The following is a 21673-nucleotide window of genomic DNA, read 5'->3' as shown; positions in this document are numbered from 1 at the left end:
CCCCCGCAGAGAATCTATCTATTTTGCTAAGCACATATTCTTCATTAGTCATTAATTTTCTCCAAATTTATAGTTATTTTGTATTTTTGGTTTTTATGTTCTAAAATGCTCGTATAATTAGGGCTAAAATCATTTGCTAAAATATTATTTACAACTTCATATACACTAAGCATATCACTACTCTTTAGAATCTTTTTTGCATTTGTTTCTTTTCTTGTATGCTTGGATATTGGGCTCAAATACATAACTTCTACTTTACCACTATAAATATCGCTAAACTTCTCACAAAAAAGTATTATACACTCATCTATTAATAACTTTTGTAACTCATATCCTTTGATTGGAAAGCTCACATCAACCTTACTTCTAGCCCAGATTCCACCCTCATCAATCTTCTCTGTCATCTCTAATAATGAAACCCCAGCGATTATCTCACCATTTTCAACTTCTTCCATTATTGCCCATGCAGCATTATCATTACCCAAAGTATATGGTGCATAACTTGGATGGATATTTAATCTATGCTCAAACTTATCTAAAATTTCCTTTTTTATATAATGCGGACTCCACGCATTTATAAGCCAAGAAAAAGATTCTAGAGTATCTAAAAAGTTTTCTACATCACCAAAAGGACAACAAGGTATATTTGAATCTTTTGCAAACTCTACTATTTCTAATTCATTACTAACAACACAACAAATAGGGTAATTATTAGAAAGCAAGAATCGAAAAACTTCAATCCCAACTCTCTTTGTGGCAAAAAGAACTATGTTACTTCCCATAAAATCTCCTAATTCTCTCTATTATATAGTCTTGTTCATTCTTTGTTATTTTCTCATTTGCAGGGATACATAAAATTTGCTTTACAATTTTTTGTGCATTATCTATTATGCACTTACTACCTTTATATGCAATTTGTTCTGGCATTAAAATTGGATGTTGTATTTTTGTCTCAATTCCATGTTCTAGCAGATATTTTTGCAAATAATCTCTATCTTCCCCCATAATAGTATAGCTATACCAACTATTTTTCTCACCTTCATTTTCTAAAGGTATCTTAACAACATCCTCTAAATGTTTATGATAGTAATATGCAATTTCTCTTCTTTTTTCTATTATATTGGTAAATGTTCTTAATCTCTCTAATAAAATACTAGCTTGAAGTGTATCCATTCTTCCATTTAAACTAACTGTAATACAAGATTCTTTATTTATAGTGCCATTGTATCTTAGGATATCTATTCTTTCTTTTATCTCTTTATTATCACTTAGCACAACCCCAGCTTCACCCAACGCACCAAGCACTTTCATAGGATTAAGACTAAAAGCAGATACATCACCAAAACTACCCGCTAAGATTCCATTCTTACTAGCACCTATTGCTTGAGAAGCATCCTCAAGGACTTTTAGGTTATTTTCTTTTGCTAATTTTAATACTTCATCTATTTTACAAACCCTTCCTGCATAATGCACAGGTAAAATTGCCTTTGTTTTATGTGTTATTAATTTTTCTATACTTTCTATATTTATGTTTAAATCAGAATCTACATCAGCAAAAATTGGTGTAGCACCAGAACTTGCAATAGCATTTGCAGTAGCTATCCAACTAAGTGAAGTAGTAATCACCTCATCACCCATGCCAATGCCTAACGCCTTTAATGCATACAATAAAGCACCACTGCCTGAGCAGACACCATTAGCATATTTTCTGTTATGCAATTTTGAAATTTCAGATTCAAATTCTGTTAGTTCCGGACCATTTATAAAAATACCATGATTAAAAACTTGTAAAATTACTTGAAGAAGAGAATCTCTTTCAGATTCAGTAACTGCTAGATTCATAAACCTTATCATCTAGCACCCCCTAAAAATAGAGGATATTTAAATTTGCACCTTAAATATAGCAGATAAAGGAGAATTAGCTCTCTATTTTGCCCCCCCCCCCCCGCAGAGGATTTAGTTTCTTTTACATATTGTTTTACACTTAAAGTTGGCAATTCTAATGAATAAAATACACCACCCTTTTCTAAAAATTCTTTATGTTTATTTGTAATTGTTTCCATAAATCTCCATGCCACACTTATACACTCTTTTATGCCTTCATTTTCTAAGGCTTTAGAATCTTTTACGACAACCCCTAAAGCAGGTGCGTATTTATTAATCTTTACTACATTATCATCTAAGAAATAATCAATCACATCACTCAATCCCAAATGATATACCATCATAACTCCACCCACAGAAGCCCCATATACACCAACACTTCCTTGTCTTTTTTTAATCTCTAAAGCAAGATTCCTAACTTCAGCTTTAAACTTTTCCAATCCATTTGTGAAGTTTGTAAAAATATCTTCTTTTTTGAAAAATTCTCTCTCATTTTCCATTAATCCCAAAAGCTCTTTTGACTTTTCTTTACTCATATCTTTTGAGATTCTTATTTGTATGCTTCCACCCTTGCTATCAATTAGCTTTGCATCATATAAATTTAGCCCTCTTTTTTCCAAAAACTCAACCAAAGGTAAAAGATACAAATAATTAATATGTTCCAAAAATACCATATCTAGCAGATTTTTATCAAAAACTGCCTTAGCATAGAAGCTCTCAAAAATAAATTCTTCTCTATCTCCTAGAAGTTTGCTAATTTCATCAAACAAAACTTCCAAATTTGTGCTATTTGCTACAATATGAGAAGCAAAGATAAAAGATTCTTCATTTTCTATAATATCATTTAGCCGTTGTGTTTTTTTAAAACACAACGGCTTAGATACATACCCTCTTAAGCTCCCTCCCTTAGTCCAAATCTCCTCTGCATCAAATAGCTCTAAACCACAAGTTGCAAAGAATCTCCCCAAAGGCTTAGCAGAAAAATAACTAATATGTTCATGATAAATAGTATCTATTAGATGCCTCTTTAACACACTTTGTGCATAGCTAGTCTCAAATACAAATACCCCAGAATCTTCTAATAAATTCGATATGCCATGCACTATTTCTTGCAACAAGGGGATATTGGCGATTACATTGTTGGCGATTACATTGTTGGCGATTACATTGTTGGCGATTACCATGTTGGCTTTTCCATAGTTAGCTTCTATTTCTTTAGCTAAATTTAGAGAAAAAAACCCACATATGGTATCCACCCCACGCTTTTTTGCCTTAGAAGCTGCAATCATTGCAGGGTCGATTCCTAGCACTTTCATTCCAAGCTCTTTAAAAGCCTCCAACATAGCACCTTCATTACTGCCTATCTCAACAATCAAAGAACCCTCTTTTAAATTAAATCTATCTATTAGCTCTCTAGCACCCTTTTTAAAATGCTCTATTAATCCAACTGAAGTGCTAGAAGTATAAAGATATTCTTCTGTATAAATATCACTAGGACTTACTACTTCACTTAACTGGATCTGTCCGCATTCTTTGCAAAGCATTAGCTCTACATTATGTAACTCCATACTTTTTGCAATATTTATATCAGAAAAGAACCTATCACCAATTGGATTTTTCTCTAGAGTAATTATATTTTGCAAATCGTTGCTCTTGCATAATCTACATTCTAATATCAAATCTACCTTGTCCAAGAATTTTCCTTAATATTTATAATTTCTATCCCATAAATCGCAACCACGACACAACCAAATATCGTTTCTTTTAGAATTTAAATGAAGCTCTCTTGCCTTCTTAAATCCCTCTTGCCAAATGTATTCTATACTACTTTTGCTAAAATCTCCCAAAAGATGTTTGCTTCCATAATCCACACCACAAATGCCAACCTTACCATCATAATGAATAGCCATAGAGCTAAAAGGCGATATACAAGCAAAAGATGACATATATTCTACTTTATCTATTGATTCAGTATTTAACTGATTTCCCCAGCTGTGAAGAGGCATCACATATACCATATCTCCTTTTTCTAAATCAACCTTACTTTTCCAAAAAAACAACCAAGATTCGCTCTCAAACTTGTTTTCTTTTTGCTCTATCATTCTTAATCGTATCTTTGTGTTAGGAAAGTTAGAATCTCTTAAAGCTATAAAATACAAAATATTCTCCAAAACCCTCTCATAGCTAAGCCCAACACGAATCTTTTCATATACCTCTTTAGAATATCCATCAACACTAAAATATATCTCATCAATACCAGCTTCTAGAATCTCTTGAGATTTTCTTTTGCTTAGTGCTTGAGCATTAGTTACAATTACTACCTTTTTTATTCCAACTTCTTTTAGGGTTTTTATTCGTTGTGCTATTTTTGTATCTAGTAGTGGCTCACCATCTCTTGTTAAAGTAATCTTCTCTATCCATTCTTTATGTGGCTTTACATTCTCTACAAACTTACGCCACAACTCATCACTCACCACCTTTTTTGGATTTCCATCCCATTCATCTATAGTGCACATAAGACATCTTGCATTACACGCATTTATTGTTTCAAACTCAAAATACTTTGGAAACTGCAAAACTTCTTCATAGCTTTTAATATTCAATCTCTTTGCTATATCCTCTTTTGTTTTTAACATACTTTCTCCTTTATACGCCACCATTTAGTAAAAATATCTCACCTGTAGTGAGCATGTTGTTTTTTATTATTAACATTTCTACAAAGCTTGATATTTCTTCTAATGTGTCAAATCTACCCAAAGGTTGTGCCTCTTTTACTTTGCTATATTTTTCACTCTCACAGTACTTTTTATATATGCATTAAGTGCTGCTTTACTAGCTACATAACCAGGTGCGCCATTACCTGTAAGCGCAGAATCAGAGCTAATAAAAAGTAAATGCGATTTTGGTTTTAAAAATGGAAGTATTTTATGATTTATGGATACTGCAACACCCAAATTTAAATCTATTGATTTCATTAAATATTCATAATCTAGTGGCTGACTATCACACTCTAGCCTACCACCTACATTATGTATCACAACACTAGGTAGATTTTTAATTATAAATTCTAAAAAATCCAAAAATTCTTTGCTATTTTTATCACAGCTTAAATCTATTGCATAAGTAAGAATCCTATTCTTTAAGGATTCTTCTATCTTTTGCAACCTTTCTTTATCTCTTGCTACCAAAATTACTTCATATCCTAGTGTATGAAGTCTCTTCGCTATTGCTAGTCCTATACCTCTACTAGAGCCAGTTATAAGTGCCTTTGGTATATTTTGCGACAAACTCATTTATGCCGCCTTTATCATTTTCTTGTGGGCTAAAAGAGGCATATATTTGCCCCCCCCCCCGCAGAGAATTAGACGCTATAAATGGACCTAAAGCTATTTCATGAAATACCACCACTTCACTTACGGGAAGCAATAAAAGATATATATCTTTTTCTATCCTTAGAATCTTTTCATTAGCTAGATTGATATCAAATAGCTTTTCTTCATTATAATTTATACCTATTATTCGCATATCTCCATCTACTATCTGATATGCTTTGCTTTTTGTAGGATTTTTATGTGGCCTTATATAGTTTCCTCTTAAATGTGCGATTAACATATTGTGCAAATCACTCTCTCCATTTCTATGCAGACAGATTCTAGTGCTTTGTTTTTTTTCTTTGCAGTGGTTTTTTACAAACTCTATATCTTCATTAGTTATATAACTAAAATTTGAATCTTCTTTGTAGAATGTGGGGCTTTTAGCATCTTTTGTCTCTATTAAACTCATATTTTTCCTTTTTTAGATTATATAAAATCCTTACATAAATTAATAAATCTTTTATTGGGATATTTTTCACATAATATTTTATAGATTCTATTTGTTTCGCTCTTATTTCTAAATGCTAATAAAATATCGCCTTGTGCATCTTTTGGAGAAATTATCGCCCTTCCATCAAATAACATCTTTTGTCTTGCTACATCTTCATCTACTATAAAATTTATTTTTTTATATCTACATGCCATAAGAGCACCCACGCCATTTACTCCAAAGATTCCTATATTTTCATTCTTGCATTCTCTTATCATCTTATCTACATACTCTACAAACCTAACTGATTCTAACGCTTCAGATTTATTACTACTAAATGAGTTGTTATCTATTTTGCCCCCCCCCCCCCGCAGAGGTTAGAATCTTTACTTGCTACCAAAGCATATTCGATATTTGGAATACCACTTATAAATTTTTCAAACTTCAATCCTACCTTATTTAATAAAAAATCTATTGTGCTTTTTTGAAAATGCATTGTGTGTTCATAGATATATAAATCAGTAGGCAAGAATCTAAAATTAGGGATTCGAATTAGCATTTTTCCATTTTCTTTTAAATTTGATACTAGACTTTTTAGCACCTCTAGTGGATTAAACAAATGCTCTAGTACCATATTTAGACTAATATAATCAAACTTTTTATCTATCTTTTCACCACCAAAAAATAGTCTTTCAATCTTACAATCTTTAAATTTTTCTACATTTACATCTGCTACATCATAACCATAAATTTTAAAATTTGGTCGGATTTTATTTAAAAGCCTTATAAAATGTCCTCCACCACAACCATAATCAAGCCAAGAAAACCCATCTTTATTCGCTACAGATTCTATCTCTAATCTGCCCCTCTCTTCCTCTCCACCTTTTAGCGTATTTTGCTCATTGCTAAAGAAAGTATAATGATTTTTATACACATCATCTAACAAAGATTCATACTCTTTTGTAATGTATTTTTGCACCAAAGAGCAAGACTTACATATACAAAGGCTAAAATCATACACACCACCACTTGGATATGCTGATATATTTCCTTTTAAATTAGCTACAAGTTCTTCTAGCTCTCCATTACAAATTAAGCACTTCATATCATTCCTTTAAATCTTAAAATCATCTTTACAAAAACTAATATACTGCTGTCCTCTTCCCCAAGCACAAGCAAAATATTTCATATCTCTAACTTCTTCTTTTGTGATATTTTTCTTTCTTAGAAGCTCTATACATTCTTTTAGACTTTGAGAGAAAAACTCTCCTAAATCTCTATTTTTAGTCTCTATTACTTCTAATTTTATAATTATTGAATCTAAAATATCCTCACTTCTGCTTTCTCTATATTTTAAAAGCTCATCTCTAAAATCCAAAATATCCTTTTCTAGTTCCATATTTAATCTCTCATCTCTTATACTATCTTTGAATTTATGGCACAACAAAATATGTCGCTTTCTATAGAATTCATCTTTAATTGTGTCTTTATATGAATAATCCATATCTTTATACCAACTAAGATTTGGAATAAGACAAGGATTCGTACCAATAGTGCAAATATCGCCCCCCCCCCCCGCAGAGAATTTTATAAATACTTGATAACTCCACAATACAATCTTTTAGACTATATGAAAAATGCTCTGTAGTTGGGTTTGGTAATGTATCTTTGACCCATTCTTCTATGGGACGAGATGCGTGAGTTAAAGAATTTAGATGGCTTTTAAATGCTACACAAAAAATATCAACCAAATCATCAAATTTTGAAATTTGATAAGATTCTTGCAATACAAAGCTGAGTAAGATTCTTAGGTATTCAAAGAAGTAAGAAAATTCGCAAATTGTTGTTGTAACAAGTGTGCTTTTATCACTTAAATGTTCCAATAATCCTTTTGCAATCTTGCTTCTATATTCTTTAGGAAATGCAGGCAAAAATCCCTCTGCAATAATAAAATCATACTCAACATCACTTTTAAAATCTTCAATACAACAAGCATGAATCTGATATAGTTCTTCATCTATACAATATTTATTAAAAAGCTCTTGCATTTTTATTCTACCAGTCTCATTTGGCTCTACTATATCTACCTTAGCTCCAAGAAGCAAAAAGACTAGAGTATTATATCCACTTCCTGCTCCTGCTTCTAATATCTTTGCACCTTTAAACAAAACTCCGCTAATACCTAAAGCAGAATATAATCTAAGCCTTCGTTTTATGTGCAAATTAAGATCGCTTATATCTTGTGCTACTGGTGAAATTTTATGCTTAGTATAATATTCTACAAATTCATTCATATCTACTCCTTATTTACGATGGACAATCCCATTATTTCTACCACTTCCATCATCTTCCATTCTATTATTTGCCCATTCAATACAACTTTGACAAATTTTAAACTTCTCATATTTTTGTGTAAGGCATTCTTTTCTTAAGGCATTTAAGGTTTTTCCATTCCATATTTCTTCTAAAGTATCTTTATATACATCTCCAACACTCACTTCGCTTCTGCCATAAGTAGCCTGCATGGCACAACAAATACTAACCTTACCATTTGGTGCTATATACATTCCATTAAAAAATGGCCAATGACATACATATCTATTTTCTGGCATTTTTTCTTTATGAAATCCTTTCTCATCTAAAAACATTTCATTAGAAAAATTTACATAATTAATATATGGTAAATATTCTTTCCACTTCTCCATAAATAAGTCCATTTCATTTTTAACGCCCTTAGATTCCACAAGCACACAATTTAAGTTAATTTCAACATTGCTTCTAGAAACTTGAGCATATCTTATGAACTCTCTTACATTTTCTTCCACCTTTTTTAAACTAGCACCACGAATCTCTTTATATGTTTTCTCATTAGCTCCATCTATGCTAAATCGTATATATGAAATCTGACTATCTATTAACTTTTTGCTTCTATCTTTTGTTAATAAAGTAGCATTACTTGTAAATCCAACTCTCTTCACTCCACTATCTCTAGCAAACTTTATAAAATCATAAATCCTATCATCTAATAGCACCTCTCCCGGTCCTGTAAAATCGACCACACAACCATTTTTTGAAGCATAGAGGATAGCGTCTTTTACCACTTGTGAATCTAGTTTAATAGGACTTTTAAAAAATTCTGTACTTTGAGTTGGCTTATACACTGGAGAATGGTAATGGCACATAATGCAAGAAAGATTGCAAGTATTGTTTAGCTGGATTCCTATTGTCTCTGGTGCTTTATAAAAATATCTTAGATTCTTTGTTAGATCTCTTGTTAGTATATCTTTATTGATATCATAAGGCTTAAAAGAATATGAAAGATTAAAAAGCTTTCTAGATTCTTTAAAAATAACTTTCTTATACACCTTGGAATCTATGCCCAAAATCTCCCTTAAAATAGGGTGAATCTTATTTCTTAAACTCACATCTAATAGATTATTCCTATAAAGAGATTCAATATAATAATCATCTAGTGTTAAATCTTTTTTTAAACAAAAGAAAGCAAAGTCATCTACTTCAACATATTCATTTGGTTTTGGATAGTAATATAAATTATCTTCACTCTTTAAGCAATCATTGAAAAATTTTTCACACACTTTTTGCTCTTCTGCTTCTAATAATGGATAATTAAAGGCTATCAATTGCCCCACCCCCGCAGAGAATTTTGACATTCTCTTAGCTCATCAATAGCCATCTTAAAATCACCAAAAAACTCATTTACACAAAATTCTTCTAAATTTAAACTTTTATCTAAATTTAGAGTATCGATAACGCTATTTACACCTGTCTTATTTTTAAAATTTACTATTATTGTTTTCATATTTCTCCTTATATCCAAGTTGCACAATTTGTGCATTCTTTCATTGCACCTCTACCATCTTTCAGATGAATCTCTCTTATTTTCTTATAAGATTCTCCTTGCCACACCTCTTTTATAGTATTTTTACGCAAATCGCCTAAGATAACATTTCTACCCATATCTACACAGCACAATCCAACCCTGCCATCACTTAATATTATCATGGTATTCCATAGTGTATAACATGGAAGTTTAGGATATATAAACTCATCACTTTTATATTTACTAAACCCTGTAAATTGCTTCACATCATCTTTTAGCTCACCTTCCATGAAAAATGTATTTAGATTTTTAGAATACACGCTATCGCCTTCTTTAAAATTATCTTTAAAAAACTTTCGAAAATCTTCTATTTCATTTGCATTACAATCCATTTGGGTAATTCTTATCCTTATTCTAGTATCAAAATTACCACTATTTCTTAACTCTATCAAACCTAAGACATTATTTATTACTTCATCAAATTTTAACCCAACACGAATCTTTTCATAGATTTCCTTTTTAAGACTATCAAGCGAGATATCAATCTGTGTAATACCACTCTCTAAAATCTCCAATACTCTATCTTTAACCATCAAAGAAGCATTAGTGGTAAAAAATACATTTTTAATGCCACCATTTTTCAAAATAGAAATCTTCTCTGCCAACTTTTTATCTAGCAGTGGCTCTCCACCCAAAAAGACGCTAACCCTTTGAATCACATCTTTATATTCAAAAAGTTCGTTGGAAACCTTCAAAAATAAAGAATCACTCATTTTGTTTGTCTCTCTATGTCATTCATTTATTCCACACATTACACATCTAGCATTACAATTCTGTATTGTCTCTATTTGCACATATCTAGGAAAAGAGAGGAAATCATCTAATAAATCCCCCCCCCCCGTAGCGGTAATGCGGTTTAATATAAATTCTTTATTTGTCATTTTTACTCCTTAGTTAATCCATGCTATACAATTTTTGCAAAACTCAATTCCACCTCGACCACTTTTTATATGAATCGCCTTAAAAGATTCTCTAATTTTATTATTTTGCCAGTTTTCTTTTATGCTTGTTTCATTCAAATTTCCTAATTTATAAACTCTACACTGATCAATACAACACAAAGCAATGCTACCATCTGCCTTTATCCCCATTGTATTCCACAAGGTATAGCAAGGCTTATTTTTTGCATTATAAATTCTTTGTTGCTCTTTATCATATTCTATATCATGTGCAATTTTACCACTTTGTTGTAAATCTATAGATAACTCATCAATCCTTATGCTATCACCATTTTGAAAATCCAAAAATCTCTTCCAAAAATCAACAATATTAGGAATATCGTCAATATAATTTATATTTTTAATAATACTAATTCTAACTTGTGTTTTATAATGCTTTAAATTTCTTAAATTTATAAATTCTAGCACATTTCCAAGAACTTCTATAAAACTTAATCCTTTTCTCATGGATTCATAATATTGCTTATCAAGCCCATCAAAAGAGAAATTAACATGATTTACTCCGCTCTCTAATATAGAAACAGCACGGCTTTTATTCATCAAAGAAGCATTGGTAGAGAAATTTACATTTATTCCACCATTTCTAAAAAACAAAATCTTTTCTTCGAGCTTTTTATCAAGCAGTGGCTCATTGCCAAGATACAACGCAACCTTTTTTACAAAATCTTTATTTTCTAAAACCTCATTAGCAATTTTAAAAAACAAAGAATCGCTCATAAACTTACCACTTATTTTCTTTTTCCATTCATTGATACCACACATTACACATCTAGCGGTGCAATCATTTGTGGTTTCAATTTGCAAATATTCAGGAAATACGCTAAAAGAGGATAGATTTCGCCCCCCCCCCCCGCAGAGATTTTATTCAATATATATTCTTCATTTATCATACCATTTCCTACACAAAACCCAAATGCTTCTTATCAGCATTTAAATATTCTAAAATCATTTTATTTTTCTCATGTGCTACACAATGATGATTACACACACAAGTTGGATCAACCTTAAAAAATGCCTCTTTATTATTAAACCACCACTCTTTAAAAGATATATCTTTAATACTTCCAAGCAATGCTTCATCTAAATTATAAGCCTTATCTTGACAAGGATAAATATTTAAATCCGCACCAATAACCATTAGCACTTGAGAATAAGGACACCAATTATAGTCTTTCTCAAAGCTACCTAGCTGATAATGATATGAATCATAAATCTCCAAATCTTTACCAAAAGATTCTTTTGCCTTTTGTATTTGCTCTTTAGCACTCTCATAAAACTCTTTATGATATTTGTTTGTCTCTTCTCCATCATTGCTTGTAATTGTAGGGGATATTTTCATAGAATCCACACCAATATCACTTAAAATTTTTGCCATATTATAAATTTCTTTATAATTTTCAGCTCCAACAATATAGCTAACACCAAGATAGCAACTTCCACCAAGTTTCTTAAAATCGTCCATATTTTTAATAATTTTATCAAACTCTGCCTTCCCAACGCCACGAAATTTCTTATAACTTTCATTGCTAAAGCCGTCCATACTGACTCTAACCCAAGTTCCATTATGCGCAAAAATCTCTGCTATTTCTCCATTTAACTTTGCACCATTTGTAAGTGTAGCAAAAGCAATATTGCTCTTTGCAAGTCTTTGTAGTGTGCTTTTCATATATTTATAAACTAATGGCTCCCCACCACCGCTAAATGTTATAGACTTAACACCCATGCTCTCACAATCATCAATTATTTCTAGCATTTTATCTTCTGGTATATAATCCCTCTCAACCATATCCTTACCAAGTTGTAAATTAGATACCTTATAAGCACAATACCAACAATCATGATTGCATGCATTAGTAGGCTTTATCCTTATATGCACAGGAGGGGTTATCTCCTTATCTTTTGGCAACGAATCTATTTTATCTTTATAATGAAATACTTTATATTTTGTATATAATAATCCCAATTTAACTCCTAAGCTTTGTAACAATGCAACTTCCAGCACCAAGCGGAAGCAACAAAGAATTTACATCATCTCTTTTTAAAAGAGATTCTAAAAATTTCTTAACACCTTTACCTTTTTGCGTTTGTGGTTCATCATTTAAGATATCTCCGACAAAAAATCCATCATCAATCATCAAAATACCACCAACCCTCAATCTAGGAAAAAGCATATTAAAATAATCAAAATAATGCTCTTTATTTCCATCTAAGAAGATAAAGTCATATAATCCCCCCCCCCCCCTCTCTCAGAGGTTAGATATTGTATGATTTCAAACGCATCGCCTTCTAAGAGTGTAATATTATCTAATCCTGCTTGTTTAAAATTTTCTTTAGCAATATTTGCAAACTCACTAAATTTTTCAATAGTAGTTACACTTCCACTCTCACCAACGCTTCTAGCTAAATTTATAGTTCCCATTCCTACAAATGTCCCAATTTCTAGCACTTTTTTAGCTTGTATTTGAGATATTAAAATGCTCTGAAATTTTCTAACTATTGGATCTGTACCCATGTATTGTTGCTCTGGGAAGTCTTTATGAAACTTAAAACTAGAATCTCTATTGTCTATTTTAGAGTATTTTAAACAAGTTGCAAAAATTCTATCATTTAACGATTCTTTATCTTCTTTATAATACTCCAAAAGTGGTTCTTGATTTGGCATTATTCTATCACTCATTTTATATTGCATAATTTCTCCTATTCAAAATATATAAACTCATAATCGCCCCTATAGCCAAACTCACCCATAAGCCATATCCACTCACTAGGAGAAAAAAAGCTATCACAAGTTAATGCCCAACACTGCAAATTAAAAAGCTCTTTATTATTCCTATAAGATTCAACCAAAAAATAAGAATCTTGTGCAATCCTCTCCATTTCACTAAAGGCATTTTTTAAATGATATACAGAAAGGTTGTGTAAAGCCCCTAGCGAAATAACCAAATCAAACTCCTTATCTCCAAATGGAAATGGATCTTTAGCACTAAATTTAAAAAGATTGTTTTTCACTTCTTCTTTTGCGTTGTTTATTGCATATTCTGAAATATCAAACCCCACAACCTCACAATTTGGAAGCATCTTTTTTATCTCATAGAGTAAAAACGCCTTACCACAACCCACATCTAAAATCTTACTATTATTATCCAGCTTATAAATTTCTATTAAATCCCTAGCCACAACCTCCCATCTACCATCATACTTATATCCGCCATAGCCATATCTTCTATCTCCATCCCAAAAGGATTCATCATATCTCTTTGCTACTTCCATACATTCTATTTTAGAATCCATCATTCTTGCTACATAATCTCTAGCAGTCTTTTTGTGTAATTTTGTAAAAATATTTAGCATTCTTCCCATTTAAAGCCTTTCTTTTATGGATTTTACTATTCCTTTAGAATCTATACCAAAATATTCTCTTCCATAATCGCAATTCCCTATTAAATGCACATATTTATTACTTACTGCTAGAATCTCAATCTTTGCATTTGTGTAATTTTTCAAAAATGTCCCTAAGCCACCATAACTAAAATGCTCTTCTACTACGAAAATATATTTATAAGCCTCTAAATTAAATTCAAAGCTATTTATAAATGGCTTGGTAGCCACATCACAACCTAGAATCTCACCTGCTCTTAGTGCTTCTTGTGCTATGGAGCTATGAGAGAGGATTAAAATTTCACTATTATTTTTTAGCAAAAACTGCAATTTTGAAATATCAGTAATTTCACTTTTGTGTAAGTTTGGCTCACCTGCTTTTGGGATTCTTATATAGCTTGGCTTACTACCTTTATATGCATATTCAAAACAAGCTCTAACCTCAAGCGGATCACATGGGGAAAAAATATCTAAATTTGGCATACTTAAAGCTAAGCCTATATCTTCTAGCGCATAATGTGTCATTCCACTTGGCATATAAGTAAGACCACTTCCAGTACCCACCAAGATCACAGGTAGTTCTTGATAGCAAATATCAAGCCTAACTTGCTCATAAGGACGCATAATCACAAACGGGGCAATATTGTAATAAATAGCCCTCTTCCCTTGCATAGCAAGACCAGCAGCCATACTTACACACAAAGATTCATTAATCCCTGGATTTATATATTGTTCTTTATATTCTTCTTTAAAACTATCCCATACACCAAGCCCAGCATCACCACTAATTAAAAAAACATTAGAATCTTTTTTTGCTACCTCAATAATACATGAAGCAATTGTATTTCTCATTTTAGCTCCTCTAATGCTCTAGCATAAATTTCATCAGTAACCAAATAATAATGCCACTCTAGCCTATCTTCCATGAAGCTAACGCCCTTACCCTTAGTAGTATCACATATCACACATAAAGGCTTATCTTTTTTGAGATTTATAGCTTGTATAATAGAATCTTCACAATGCCCATCTACACGCACACAATCCCAACCAAATGCCCTAAACTTATCCTCTAGCGGTTCATAATCTAGTAACTCACTAGCCCTACCATAGCCTTGCAAATCATTTCTATCAATTAATGCAACAATATTATTTAGCTTTAACTTTGCCCCAAGCATAAGTGCTTCCCAAATGCTTCCTTCTTGAATTTCACCATCACCCATTAGAACATAAATATTTCTATCTTGTTTATCTTTTTTAAAAGCCATAGCCATTCCAATAGCCATAGGCAGTGCATGTCCTAGGCTACCTGCTGATATTTCTATGTATTTATGCGTATTTCTATCTGTATGCGCTGGAAGTGTGCCTCCATTTTGATAATAAGAAAAAAGCATTTCTTCGCTCATTAATCCTTTGTGATAAAGCGTAGAATATAAACTCATAGCAGAGTGTGCTTTTGAGAGTAAAAATATATCTCTGCTTTCATAAGGGTCTAATCTTAAGACCTTAAAATACAAAGCACTAAAAATATCTACACAGCCTAAAGCAGAACCTATATGAGGACCTCTTGCTTGATTTGCTAATTTTAATAGTGTTTTTCTTATTTCTTTTGCGATATCTGTCATATATTACCTTTTCTAGGACAAACACATAATGCAAAAAGATAATGTACCATAGGATAAAACCCAGTATGCACAACCTCATCATTCATGCTAAAGACAAACACAGAATGAAAATACTTTTTGCAAAACTCCTTAAACTCCTCGCCACTCTTACAATTTACATGTTCAGCTTTTGAACCCTCACTTGCATATACTTGACTTTCTAATGAAGGGATACCAAGTATCAAATTACCCCCCCCCCCCCGCAGAATCTAGCGGTTTTAAACTAGATAGTATATTTCTCATAAACATATCTTCGCTTTCTTTTGGAATATGTTCTAACACATCTAATGCATAAATTCCATCAAAAGCTCCAAATTCATCTTGCATTTGAGATAAATCAAGTGCAGTTAGTGTCATATTTTCTGGGCGGTTTAATTGTTTTGCTTGATCAATAAAAACTGGATCATAATCACTAGCTACCAAATGACCAACCGTATCAGCTACTATCGCAAAATAAAATACATCCGCACAACCAAGCTCTAAAACCTTATCATATCCACTGAACATTTTAGATACAAACTTATATCTAGCTACAGCTAATGCAAGTCTAATTGGTTGCTTAAAATAAGCATAAGAGCTCATATACCCCATTTGAGCAACTTGACCTTCATCGTATTCTTTTACAATTCTATTAAAATATTTTCCCTTAGTAACTTTATCCAAAACTGACTCCTATATGAAATTTTTATGCTTTACATCTTTATTTAAAATATCGTCCAAAAACTCATTAATAGCATTTGGACGACAATTTGTAGGACATTTCTTACAATTTAGATCATTTTCTAAGAATCTTTTTATTTTTTTTCTTTTTTCTCCATTCCATATTTCATAAAAACTTTCTTTGTAAATATTTCCATACACAAACTCCTCTTTATCCCAATAAGGAAGGCAAGTTGCAATATCTCCAGCAGAATTTAGTGTTGTAATAAAATTACAACCATAGCAATGTGAATAATTTCTTTCTTTTTCCTTATTTAAAAAAGCATTCTCCCTAAAAATAACACTAAAGTTTGAATCTTCATAACTCTTTGCTTCTTTTATTAAATCTCTTATCTCATCAAGTAATATAAAACCATTATTCTTATCATATTTTTGCTCTTCATTTTGAAACACAAAAGGTTTCACAGAAACAAAATCAACTCCAGCATTTTTTAAATTAGAAATAGCAGAAATTAAAGAATCCTTATTTTCCTTTAAAAGCACAAACTGAGAACCTAAATCAACTTCTAACTTTTCTTTATTTCTAAAAGATGTAGCATATTCGATATTTTTTAGCACTTTATCCATTAAAAATGCCCCCCCCCACGCATAGGTATTACGCTTACTTGGCTTATGAATTTTTGCATAAGTTTGTGCATCTCCACCATTGAAACTAAAACGCAAAAATGTCAAATTAGGCAATAGTTTTTGCACTAATTTCTCACTTAATAGCTCTCCATTGCTAAACATTCCACAATCAATTCCAACTTCTTTGCTTTTTTCTACAAACTCTGCAATATTTTTATGGATTAGTGGCTCTCCTTCTCCTGCATAAAGGATGCTTTTTATCCCCAAAGATGAAGCCTCATCTAAAAAGCTTAAAAACCTATCCTTATCCAAATGTCTATTTGGATAATCAATATAATCATAAGCACAAAAAATACATCTATGATTACAAAGCCCAACAGGAGAAACTTCCATATATATCGGATAACAATCTCCTCTTTTTTCAAACTCCGCTACTCTTTGTAAGTGGTAATGCAATTTATGTGAATCTAAAATAAAGTTTTTCAAAATAATTCCTATATAAAATTTACATGAGAATTTGGGTGTTTTAACTCCCACAAATATCTATTAATAGAATCCATTCTACAATTTACTCTACACTTTTTAATATCAAGCTCATTTTGAATGAATGCTATATTTTCTCTTCTCTTTTGGCTTTGCCAAATTTCTTTAAAGCTACTTTTATTGATATTTCCATAGGAAAATCGCTCATCGCTTAAATAGCAACTACAACCATACACATCACCATTAGCACTTATATATCCCCAAAAATACGGTGTAGAATAGCACTTTTTATAAGAATCTCTATTTCCATCTAGCTTTCTCATCGTATCTGCTCTAAAAATAATCGAAAATTTATCACTAGTAATATCCTTTAAACTCTTTTCTAAAAATAAATATTCCTTATAATCTAATCCTTCATATTCTCTAGTTTTGCTAAAGAGATGTTGAGAATATGGCTTAACAACCAAATAATCAACTCCAACTTCTTTTAGCGTAAGTGCAAACTCTATTGTACTTTTATAATTTTGTGGTAGAAGCAACATTTGCACACCTATTGTGCAATTACTTTTTGTTTGCTCTCTTGCTTTTAATGCTTCTTTTAAATTATCCAAAGCTTTATAAAAGTCATCTTCTTTAGTTCTATGAATCTTTGCATAAGATTCTGCATTTCCTGCATTAATACTAGCTTTTATCCAAGTTGTGTTTTTTAAAATTCTTTCTAATTTTTCTTTTTTTAAAGGGACAAAGTTTGTAGTAATTCCAACATCAACTCCTGCATTATTTGTAGCTTCTATCATTAAATCCAAATCTCTATGCAATAATGGTTCACCCTCACCTGCAAACATCACACTTTTTACTCCGAGAGTTCCCATTTCTTGTATTGTTTTTTTATAAATTTCAAGGTCTATTTTTATGTTTTTATAGCCCATATAATCCACACCACAAAATGTGCATCTATGGTTACATGCTCCATAGGGAGAGACTTCCACATATATTGGATATATTTCTTTTTCCTTCTCCCATTCCCCAAAGGATTCAAACCATTTTGATACACGCATAGGGTGAAATAATAACTTGTGAGAATCTATTCTAAATACATCATTCATATTCCAAAATTCCCTCTATTTAATGCTTCTCTTTCATTATCTTTTAGTTCTCTAATATTTTTTATACTCACTGAAGTATGACCAAACTCTTGGAATCTATTTGTCTTAACCTTAATATCACAAGGATTACAATGTCCATAAACATAGCAAGGACGATAAATATCTTCTATTTTAAATCTAGAATCCAAAATACTTCCAATAGGTGTTCTATTTTCATACAAATCAGAATGACATCTATACACACTTCCATTAGGCCCAACAATTAATTCTGTGGTTTTACACTCACAATATTTCTCTATCTTTTGGCTTATTGCATCTTTATATTTATATGTTCCATGCCATTCTTTGCCATCAAAGCCTAGATATTCTTTAACCCTAAAATCAATGCCTTCATTTTTACACTTAAATTCAATCTCCTTTATATGTTCTAGATTTTGTGGTGTAGCAACAGAATAGATTCCAACATAAAATCCAGCATCACGCATTTTGTGATGCTTAATAATCAAATCATCTATATCATTTTGCCCAGGATGATAGCTAACTCTAATTGCAGCATATTTTGCATCTCTTGTAAATTTAGAAGAATTAACTTTAGAGATAAATTCATCAACATCAAACATAAAATTTGTTAGCAAATCAAGCTTGAAATGCGAATCTATTCCATTTACAACTTCATAGAATCCTTTATACATAGTAGGCTCACCACCTTGAAATGTAAGCGGTATATCTTCTCTTTCTTTGCCATTTTCATCAAGCAGTTTTATTTTGTTTATAAACTCTATCCACTCATGTGGTTTTATTTGTTTTTTGCTAACAGAACTTCTAGATGAACCCTCTTCATTTAAGTTTATACAATAAGAACAAGATAGGTTACACCCAAGCGTTAAAAATAAAGCTATATAGTTATAGTGTGGCGGAATATAAATGTTTTCTATTTGCAATTTATCACCTCTAAAAATCCTTTTTTGCATTCTTTTAGTGCGAAATTATAATAAATTTCTTTTATTTTTTTAGTTCTCTCGCCTCTTCTTTTGTATATTTTTTTATTTGCTACTAATGTGCTAACTAGTTCTATATACTGCTCTTTAGTATATCCTTGACCAAAAATTTCTACATCATAATATTTCTTAGCAATTTCTCTAAAGCCTTTTTGTTGTTGCAATGTTAAATTTTGTGCATATCCAATACTTAGTGGAATATTCTTAGGAAGCAAACGATAACCTTTAATATATGTAAAACCACCATTTTCAACTTTCAATGTAAAATCAGCAAAAGTCAGCATATCTTTGGTACCTACTTTTACATACATTGAATACGGCTTTATATCTTTATGAATCTTTATTCCCTTTTTATTGTAGATAAAGATTATTTGCCCATATTCATAATCTTCCTTAGTAGATTCTAATAATTCACTAAATCCTGCAACCTCTGGTGTTAGCTCTTCTAAATTCTCAACCCATACCAAGCTTTTATCACCATATTTTAGCTCTTTTAATTCTATTGGTCCTTGATACTCTCTTTTTTCATAGCTTACAGATACGCCCTTCTTAGCTAAAAACTCATCCAAGCTCTCTCCTTGTCCTAGAGGGAATGTATCACAGAATATATCAATTATATGTCCATACACATGAGGATTAACAAAGCCGGGCATAAAAAATCTATCACTAACTCCTAATGCTTCAACCTTTTTTCTAATATCAGGTTCATTTCCATTTCCAGCAGCAATGAAAATAGTATTTTGATTTTCTTTTAGAATCTTTGCTATAGTCTCCAAATACTCATCACTATCAACTTTTACAAGCCTACCAATAACACCAAGAACTATCGTATTTTTCTTAATTGGATATTTTAACCTCTCTGCAACTATTAGTTCCTCATTTACTTTTGGATTATAGAATTTCTCCATATCCATAGGCACTCTTATCCAATTGATTTTATAAGGGCTTTCTGGCAAGAAATGGCTCATTCTCTTATCAATGCCTTCTATATCATAATATCCATTCCCGTGACTCCAAAAGAGCTGCAAAGGAGCGCATCTACTAATTAGCAAAAAGCTAGATATAGGAAGATTATTATCAAATATAGCTATATCTATTCCTATATCTAAAATACTCTCTCTTATTTTTAGTACCTTTTGCAGATGAGAGTGGTAACATATATCGTCATTCACAACAGATGCGCTTGGCAGATATACATCAACGCCAAGTTTACAATACTCCTGCATACACTCTAAAGAATCTTGACTTTTCTCAATATATGATAGAGAGATAATATTAAATTCATAATTATCAGCTATATCTTTATGGGCTAACAATGCCTTTATAAAAGAATACTCTACATTATTTGGTGAGTTAGATACAATTCTATCCTTTATTAGAGCTACTTTTATTTTCCCATTCTTAGCTTTTTGTTTTTTACATGGGATTAGATTTTTTGCATATTGCTTATAATAAAATTCTGTTAATTTTGTTATTTCATCATTATATTTTTTCCAATCATCACCACAAGTGGCTAAGTTTCCATAGATGTGATAAATAATAAATTCCAAATACAACGATAAAGCAAGATTGGAATCTTTTAGAGCTTTACTAAGGATGCTTTTCATCATAGGGTATATATCTAGCCAAGATCTATGAGCAATATAATGTCCTACATTCCAAAAGCACTGCAATGTCCAGTTTAATACACTCCTCTTTTCTTCATTATTAAGCTTAGAAAATTCTCCTAGCGTTTCTTTTAGGATTCTCAGAAATACTTCTATAGGTATCTTATTACAAGTGAAAAATTCACAAACAAACAAAAGCAAATTAGAAACACTATTATCAATTTTAACTAGCATTAACTCTTTTGCAAAGGATTCTAAAGCAACCTCTCCATTACCACTTAGAATCTCTAAGATAGTAATAGAAATCAAATTTTGTAGCTTATCTATATTGGTATGTGCGTGTGCTTTTTTATATTTTTGGATATATGATTTAAATAGTTTATTTTTCTTTATACCACGACATACACCATAGCTCCAAAATAAATTAAACTCCACTGTATTGTTGTTTTGCAACTCGAGTAACGCCCTCTTTTGTAAGGCTTCTGCTATTTGAAACCTTACTTGCTCCTCTAGCTCCCCACCATCTCTAATAAAATAGCAAAGCTTTATAAATCCTTCATTATCTAAAGTTTCTATATCATAAATAATTTTTGTTAGCTCCATAA

28 protein-coding genes are annotated in these 21673 nt (G+C 31.4%); all 28 read right to left on the bottom strand.

What is annotated here, in order from left to right; all coding sequences use genetic code 11:
- Window positions 1–44: 44 nt before the first annotated feature.
- The 28 genes from PF022_RS05610 to PF022_RS05475 all read right to left on the bottom strand — a co-directional run bounded on the left by PF022_RS05610 (window position 45) and on the right by PF022_RS05475 (window position 21671).
- Window positions 45–782 carry a formyltransferase family protein gene (locus PF022_RS05610; RefSeq protein WP_271023111.1) on the bottom strand — a complete coding sequence of 246 codons (738 nt, stop codon included), beginning with the start codon at window positions 780–782 and terminating at the stop codon, window positions 45–47.
- A complete protein-coding gene (locus PF022_RS05605; RefSeq protein WP_271023108.1) occupies window positions 772–1854 on the bottom strand; it encodes a DegT/DnrJ/EryC1/StrS family aminotransferase in 1083 nt (360 codons plus the stop codon). The genes PF022_RS05610 and PF022_RS05605 overlap by 11 nt, the downstream gene beginning before the upstream one ends.
- Window positions 1851–3578, bottom strand: coding sequence for a class I SAM-dependent methyltransferase (locus PF022_RS05600; RefSeq protein ID WP_271023107.1), 1728 nt, complete (start codon window positions 3576–3578; stop codon window positions 1851–1853). Before PF022_RS05600 ends, PF022_RS05605 begins: the two co-directional genes overlap by 4 nt.
- A 9-nt stretch (window positions 3579–3587) precedes the next feature.
- Window positions 3588–4520, bottom strand: coding sequence for a radical SAM protein (locus tag PF022_RS05595; protein WP_271023105.1), 933 nt, complete (start codon window positions 4518–4520; stop codon window positions 3588–3590).
- 135 nt (window positions 4521–4655) lie between these two features.
- A complete protein-coding gene (locus tag PF022_RS05590; RefSeq protein WP_271023104.1) occupies window positions 4656–5177 on the bottom strand; it encodes an SDR family NAD(P)-dependent oxidoreductase in 522 nt (173 codons plus the stop codon).
- Entirely contained in the window at window positions 5131–5667 is a 537-nt protein-coding gene (locus PF022_RS05585) for a WbuC family cupin fold metalloprotein (protein WP_271023103.1), read from the bottom strand. Before PF022_RS05585 ends, PF022_RS05590 begins: the two co-directional genes overlap by 47 nt.
- A gap of 17 nt (window positions 5668–5684) precedes the next feature.
- Window positions 5685–5966 (bottom strand): hypothetical protein, encoded by a 282-nt coding sequence (locus PF022_RS05580; protein WP_271023102.1) that lies wholly within the window; start codon window positions 5964–5966, stop codon window positions 5685–5687.
- Window positions 5967–6037: 71 nt separating this feature from the next.
- Window positions 6038–6793, bottom strand: a complete 756-nt coding sequence (locus PF022_RS05575) for a class I SAM-dependent methyltransferase (protein ID WP_271023101.1) — start codon at window positions 6791–6793, stop codon at window positions 6038–6040.
- Between the two features lie 9 nt (window positions 6794–6802).
- Complete coding sequence (locus PF022_RS05570; protein ID WP_271023100.1) at window positions 6803–7192, bottom strand: hypothetical protein; 390 nt, start codon at window positions 7190–7192, stop codon at window positions 6803–6805.
- Between the two features lie 13 nt (window positions 7193–7205).
- The gene (locus tag PF022_RS05565; RefSeq protein ID WP_271023099.1) at window positions 7206–7982 is read right to left on the bottom strand and encodes a class I SAM-dependent methyltransferase; all 777 of its coding nucleotides are present in this window, start codon (window positions 7980–7982) and stop codon (window positions 7206–7208) included.
- 9 nt (window positions 7983–7991) lie between these two features.
- Window positions 7992–9329: a radical SAM/SPASM domain-containing protein gene (locus PF022_RS05560; RefSeq protein ID WP_271023098.1), complete on the bottom strand. Its 1338-nt coding sequence runs from the start codon at window positions 9327–9329 to the stop codon at window positions 7992–7994.
- Window positions 9326–9508, bottom strand: coding sequence for a hypothetical protein (locus PF022_RS05555; RefSeq protein WP_271023097.1), 183 nt, complete (start codon window positions 9506–9508; stop codon window positions 9326–9328). Before PF022_RS05555 ends, PF022_RS05560 begins: the two co-directional genes overlap by 4 nt.
- An 8-nt stretch (window positions 9509–9516) precedes the next feature.
- Window positions 9517–10302, bottom strand: coding sequence for a radical SAM/SPASM domain-containing protein (locus PF022_RS05550; protein ID WP_271023096.1), 786 nt, complete (start codon window positions 10300–10302; stop codon window positions 9517–9519).
- 18 nt (window positions 10303–10320) lie between these two features.
- The gene (locus PF022_RS05545) at window positions 10321–10470 is read right to left on the bottom strand and encodes a hypothetical protein (protein ID WP_271023095.1); all 150 of its coding nucleotides are present in this window, start codon (window positions 10468–10470) and stop codon (window positions 10321–10323) included.
- Between the two features lie 9 nt (window positions 10471–10479).
- On the bottom strand, window positions 10480–11310 hold the full coding sequence (locus tag PF022_RS05540; RefSeq protein ID WP_271023094.1) for a radical SAM/SPASM domain-containing protein: 831 nt from the start codon (window positions 11308–11310) through the stop codon (window positions 10480–10482).
- Window positions 11310–11438, bottom strand: coding sequence for a hypothetical protein (locus PF022_RS05535; RefSeq protein WP_271023093.1), 129 nt, complete (start codon window positions 11436–11438; stop codon window positions 11310–11312). Before PF022_RS05535 ends, PF022_RS05540 begins: the two co-directional genes overlap by 1 nt.
- An 8-nt stretch (window positions 11439–11446) precedes the next feature.
- Window positions 11447–12511 carry a radical SAM/SPASM domain-containing protein gene (locus tag PF022_RS05530; protein WP_271023092.1) on the bottom strand — a complete coding sequence of 355 codons (1065 nt, stop codon included), beginning with the start codon at window positions 12509–12511 and terminating at the stop codon, window positions 11447–11449.
- A 1-nt stretch (window position 12512) separates the two neighbouring features.
- Entirely contained in the window at window positions 12513–12719 is a 207-nt protein-coding gene (locus PF022_RS05525) for a hypothetical protein (protein ID WP_271023091.1), read from the bottom strand.
- 35 nt (window positions 12720–12754) lie between these two features.
- Window positions 12755–13237: an O-methyltransferase gene (locus tag PF022_RS05520; protein WP_271023090.1), complete on the bottom strand. Its 483-nt coding sequence runs from the start codon at window positions 13235–13237 to the stop codon at window positions 12755–12757.
- An 8-nt stretch (window positions 13238–13245) separates the two neighbouring features.
- Entirely contained in the window at window positions 13246–13908 is a 663-nt protein-coding gene (locus PF022_RS05515) for a class I SAM-dependent methyltransferase (RefSeq protein ID WP_271023089.1), read from the bottom strand.
- On the bottom strand, window positions 13909–14778 hold the full coding sequence (locus PF022_RS05510) for a transketolase family protein (RefSeq protein ID WP_271023086.1): 870 nt from the start codon (window positions 14776–14778) through the stop codon (window positions 13909–13911).
- Window positions 14775–15548: a transketolase gene (locus PF022_RS05505; RefSeq protein WP_271023085.1), complete on the bottom strand. Its 774-nt coding sequence runs from the start codon at window positions 15546–15548 to the stop codon at window positions 14775–14777. The genes PF022_RS05510 and PF022_RS05505 overlap by 4 nt, the downstream gene beginning before the upstream one ends.
- Window positions 15545–15772, bottom strand: coding sequence for a hypothetical protein (locus PF022_RS05500; RefSeq protein ID WP_271023084.1), 228 nt, complete (start codon window positions 15770–15772; stop codon window positions 15545–15547). Before PF022_RS05500 ends, PF022_RS05505 begins: the two co-directional genes overlap by 4 nt.
- A 1-nt stretch (window position 15773) precedes the next feature.
- Complete coding sequence (locus tag PF022_RS05495; RefSeq protein ID WP_271023083.1) at window positions 15774–16250, bottom strand: class I SAM-dependent methyltransferase; 477 nt, start codon at window positions 16248–16250, stop codon at window positions 15774–15776.
- Window positions 16251–16259: 9 nt separating this feature from the next.
- The gene (locus PF022_RS05490) at window positions 16260–17360 is read right to left on the bottom strand and encodes a radical SAM protein (protein ID WP_271023082.1); all 1101 of its coding nucleotides are present in this window, start codon (window positions 17358–17360) and stop codon (window positions 16260–16262) included.
- 8 nt (window positions 17361–17368) lie between these two features.
- Window positions 17369–18463, bottom strand: coding sequence for a radical SAM protein (locus PF022_RS05485; RefSeq protein WP_271021444.1), 1095 nt, complete (start codon window positions 18461–18463; stop codon window positions 17369–17371).
- Entirely contained in the window at window positions 18460–19404 is a 945-nt protein-coding gene (locus PF022_RS05480; protein ID WP_271023081.1) for a 4Fe-4S cluster-binding domain-containing protein, read from the bottom strand. Before PF022_RS05480 ends, PF022_RS05485 begins: the two co-directional genes overlap by 4 nt.
- Complete coding sequence (locus PF022_RS05475) at window positions 19395–21671, bottom strand: hypothetical protein (protein WP_271023080.1); 2277 nt, start codon at window positions 21669–21671, stop codon at window positions 19395–19397. Before PF022_RS05475 ends, PF022_RS05480 begins: the two co-directional genes overlap by 10 nt.
- Window positions 21672–21673 lie beyond the last annotated feature (2 nt).

The sequence above is a fragment of the Helicobacter sp. WB40 genome, assembly GCF_027859275.1.
GTDB classification, from domain to species: Bacteria; Campylobacterota; Campylobacteria; order Campylobacterales; family Helicobacteraceae; genus Helicobacter_D; species Helicobacter_D ibis.
Note: the sequence above shows the minus strand (reverse complement) of the source record. Positions and strands in the feature narration are given on the sequence as shown.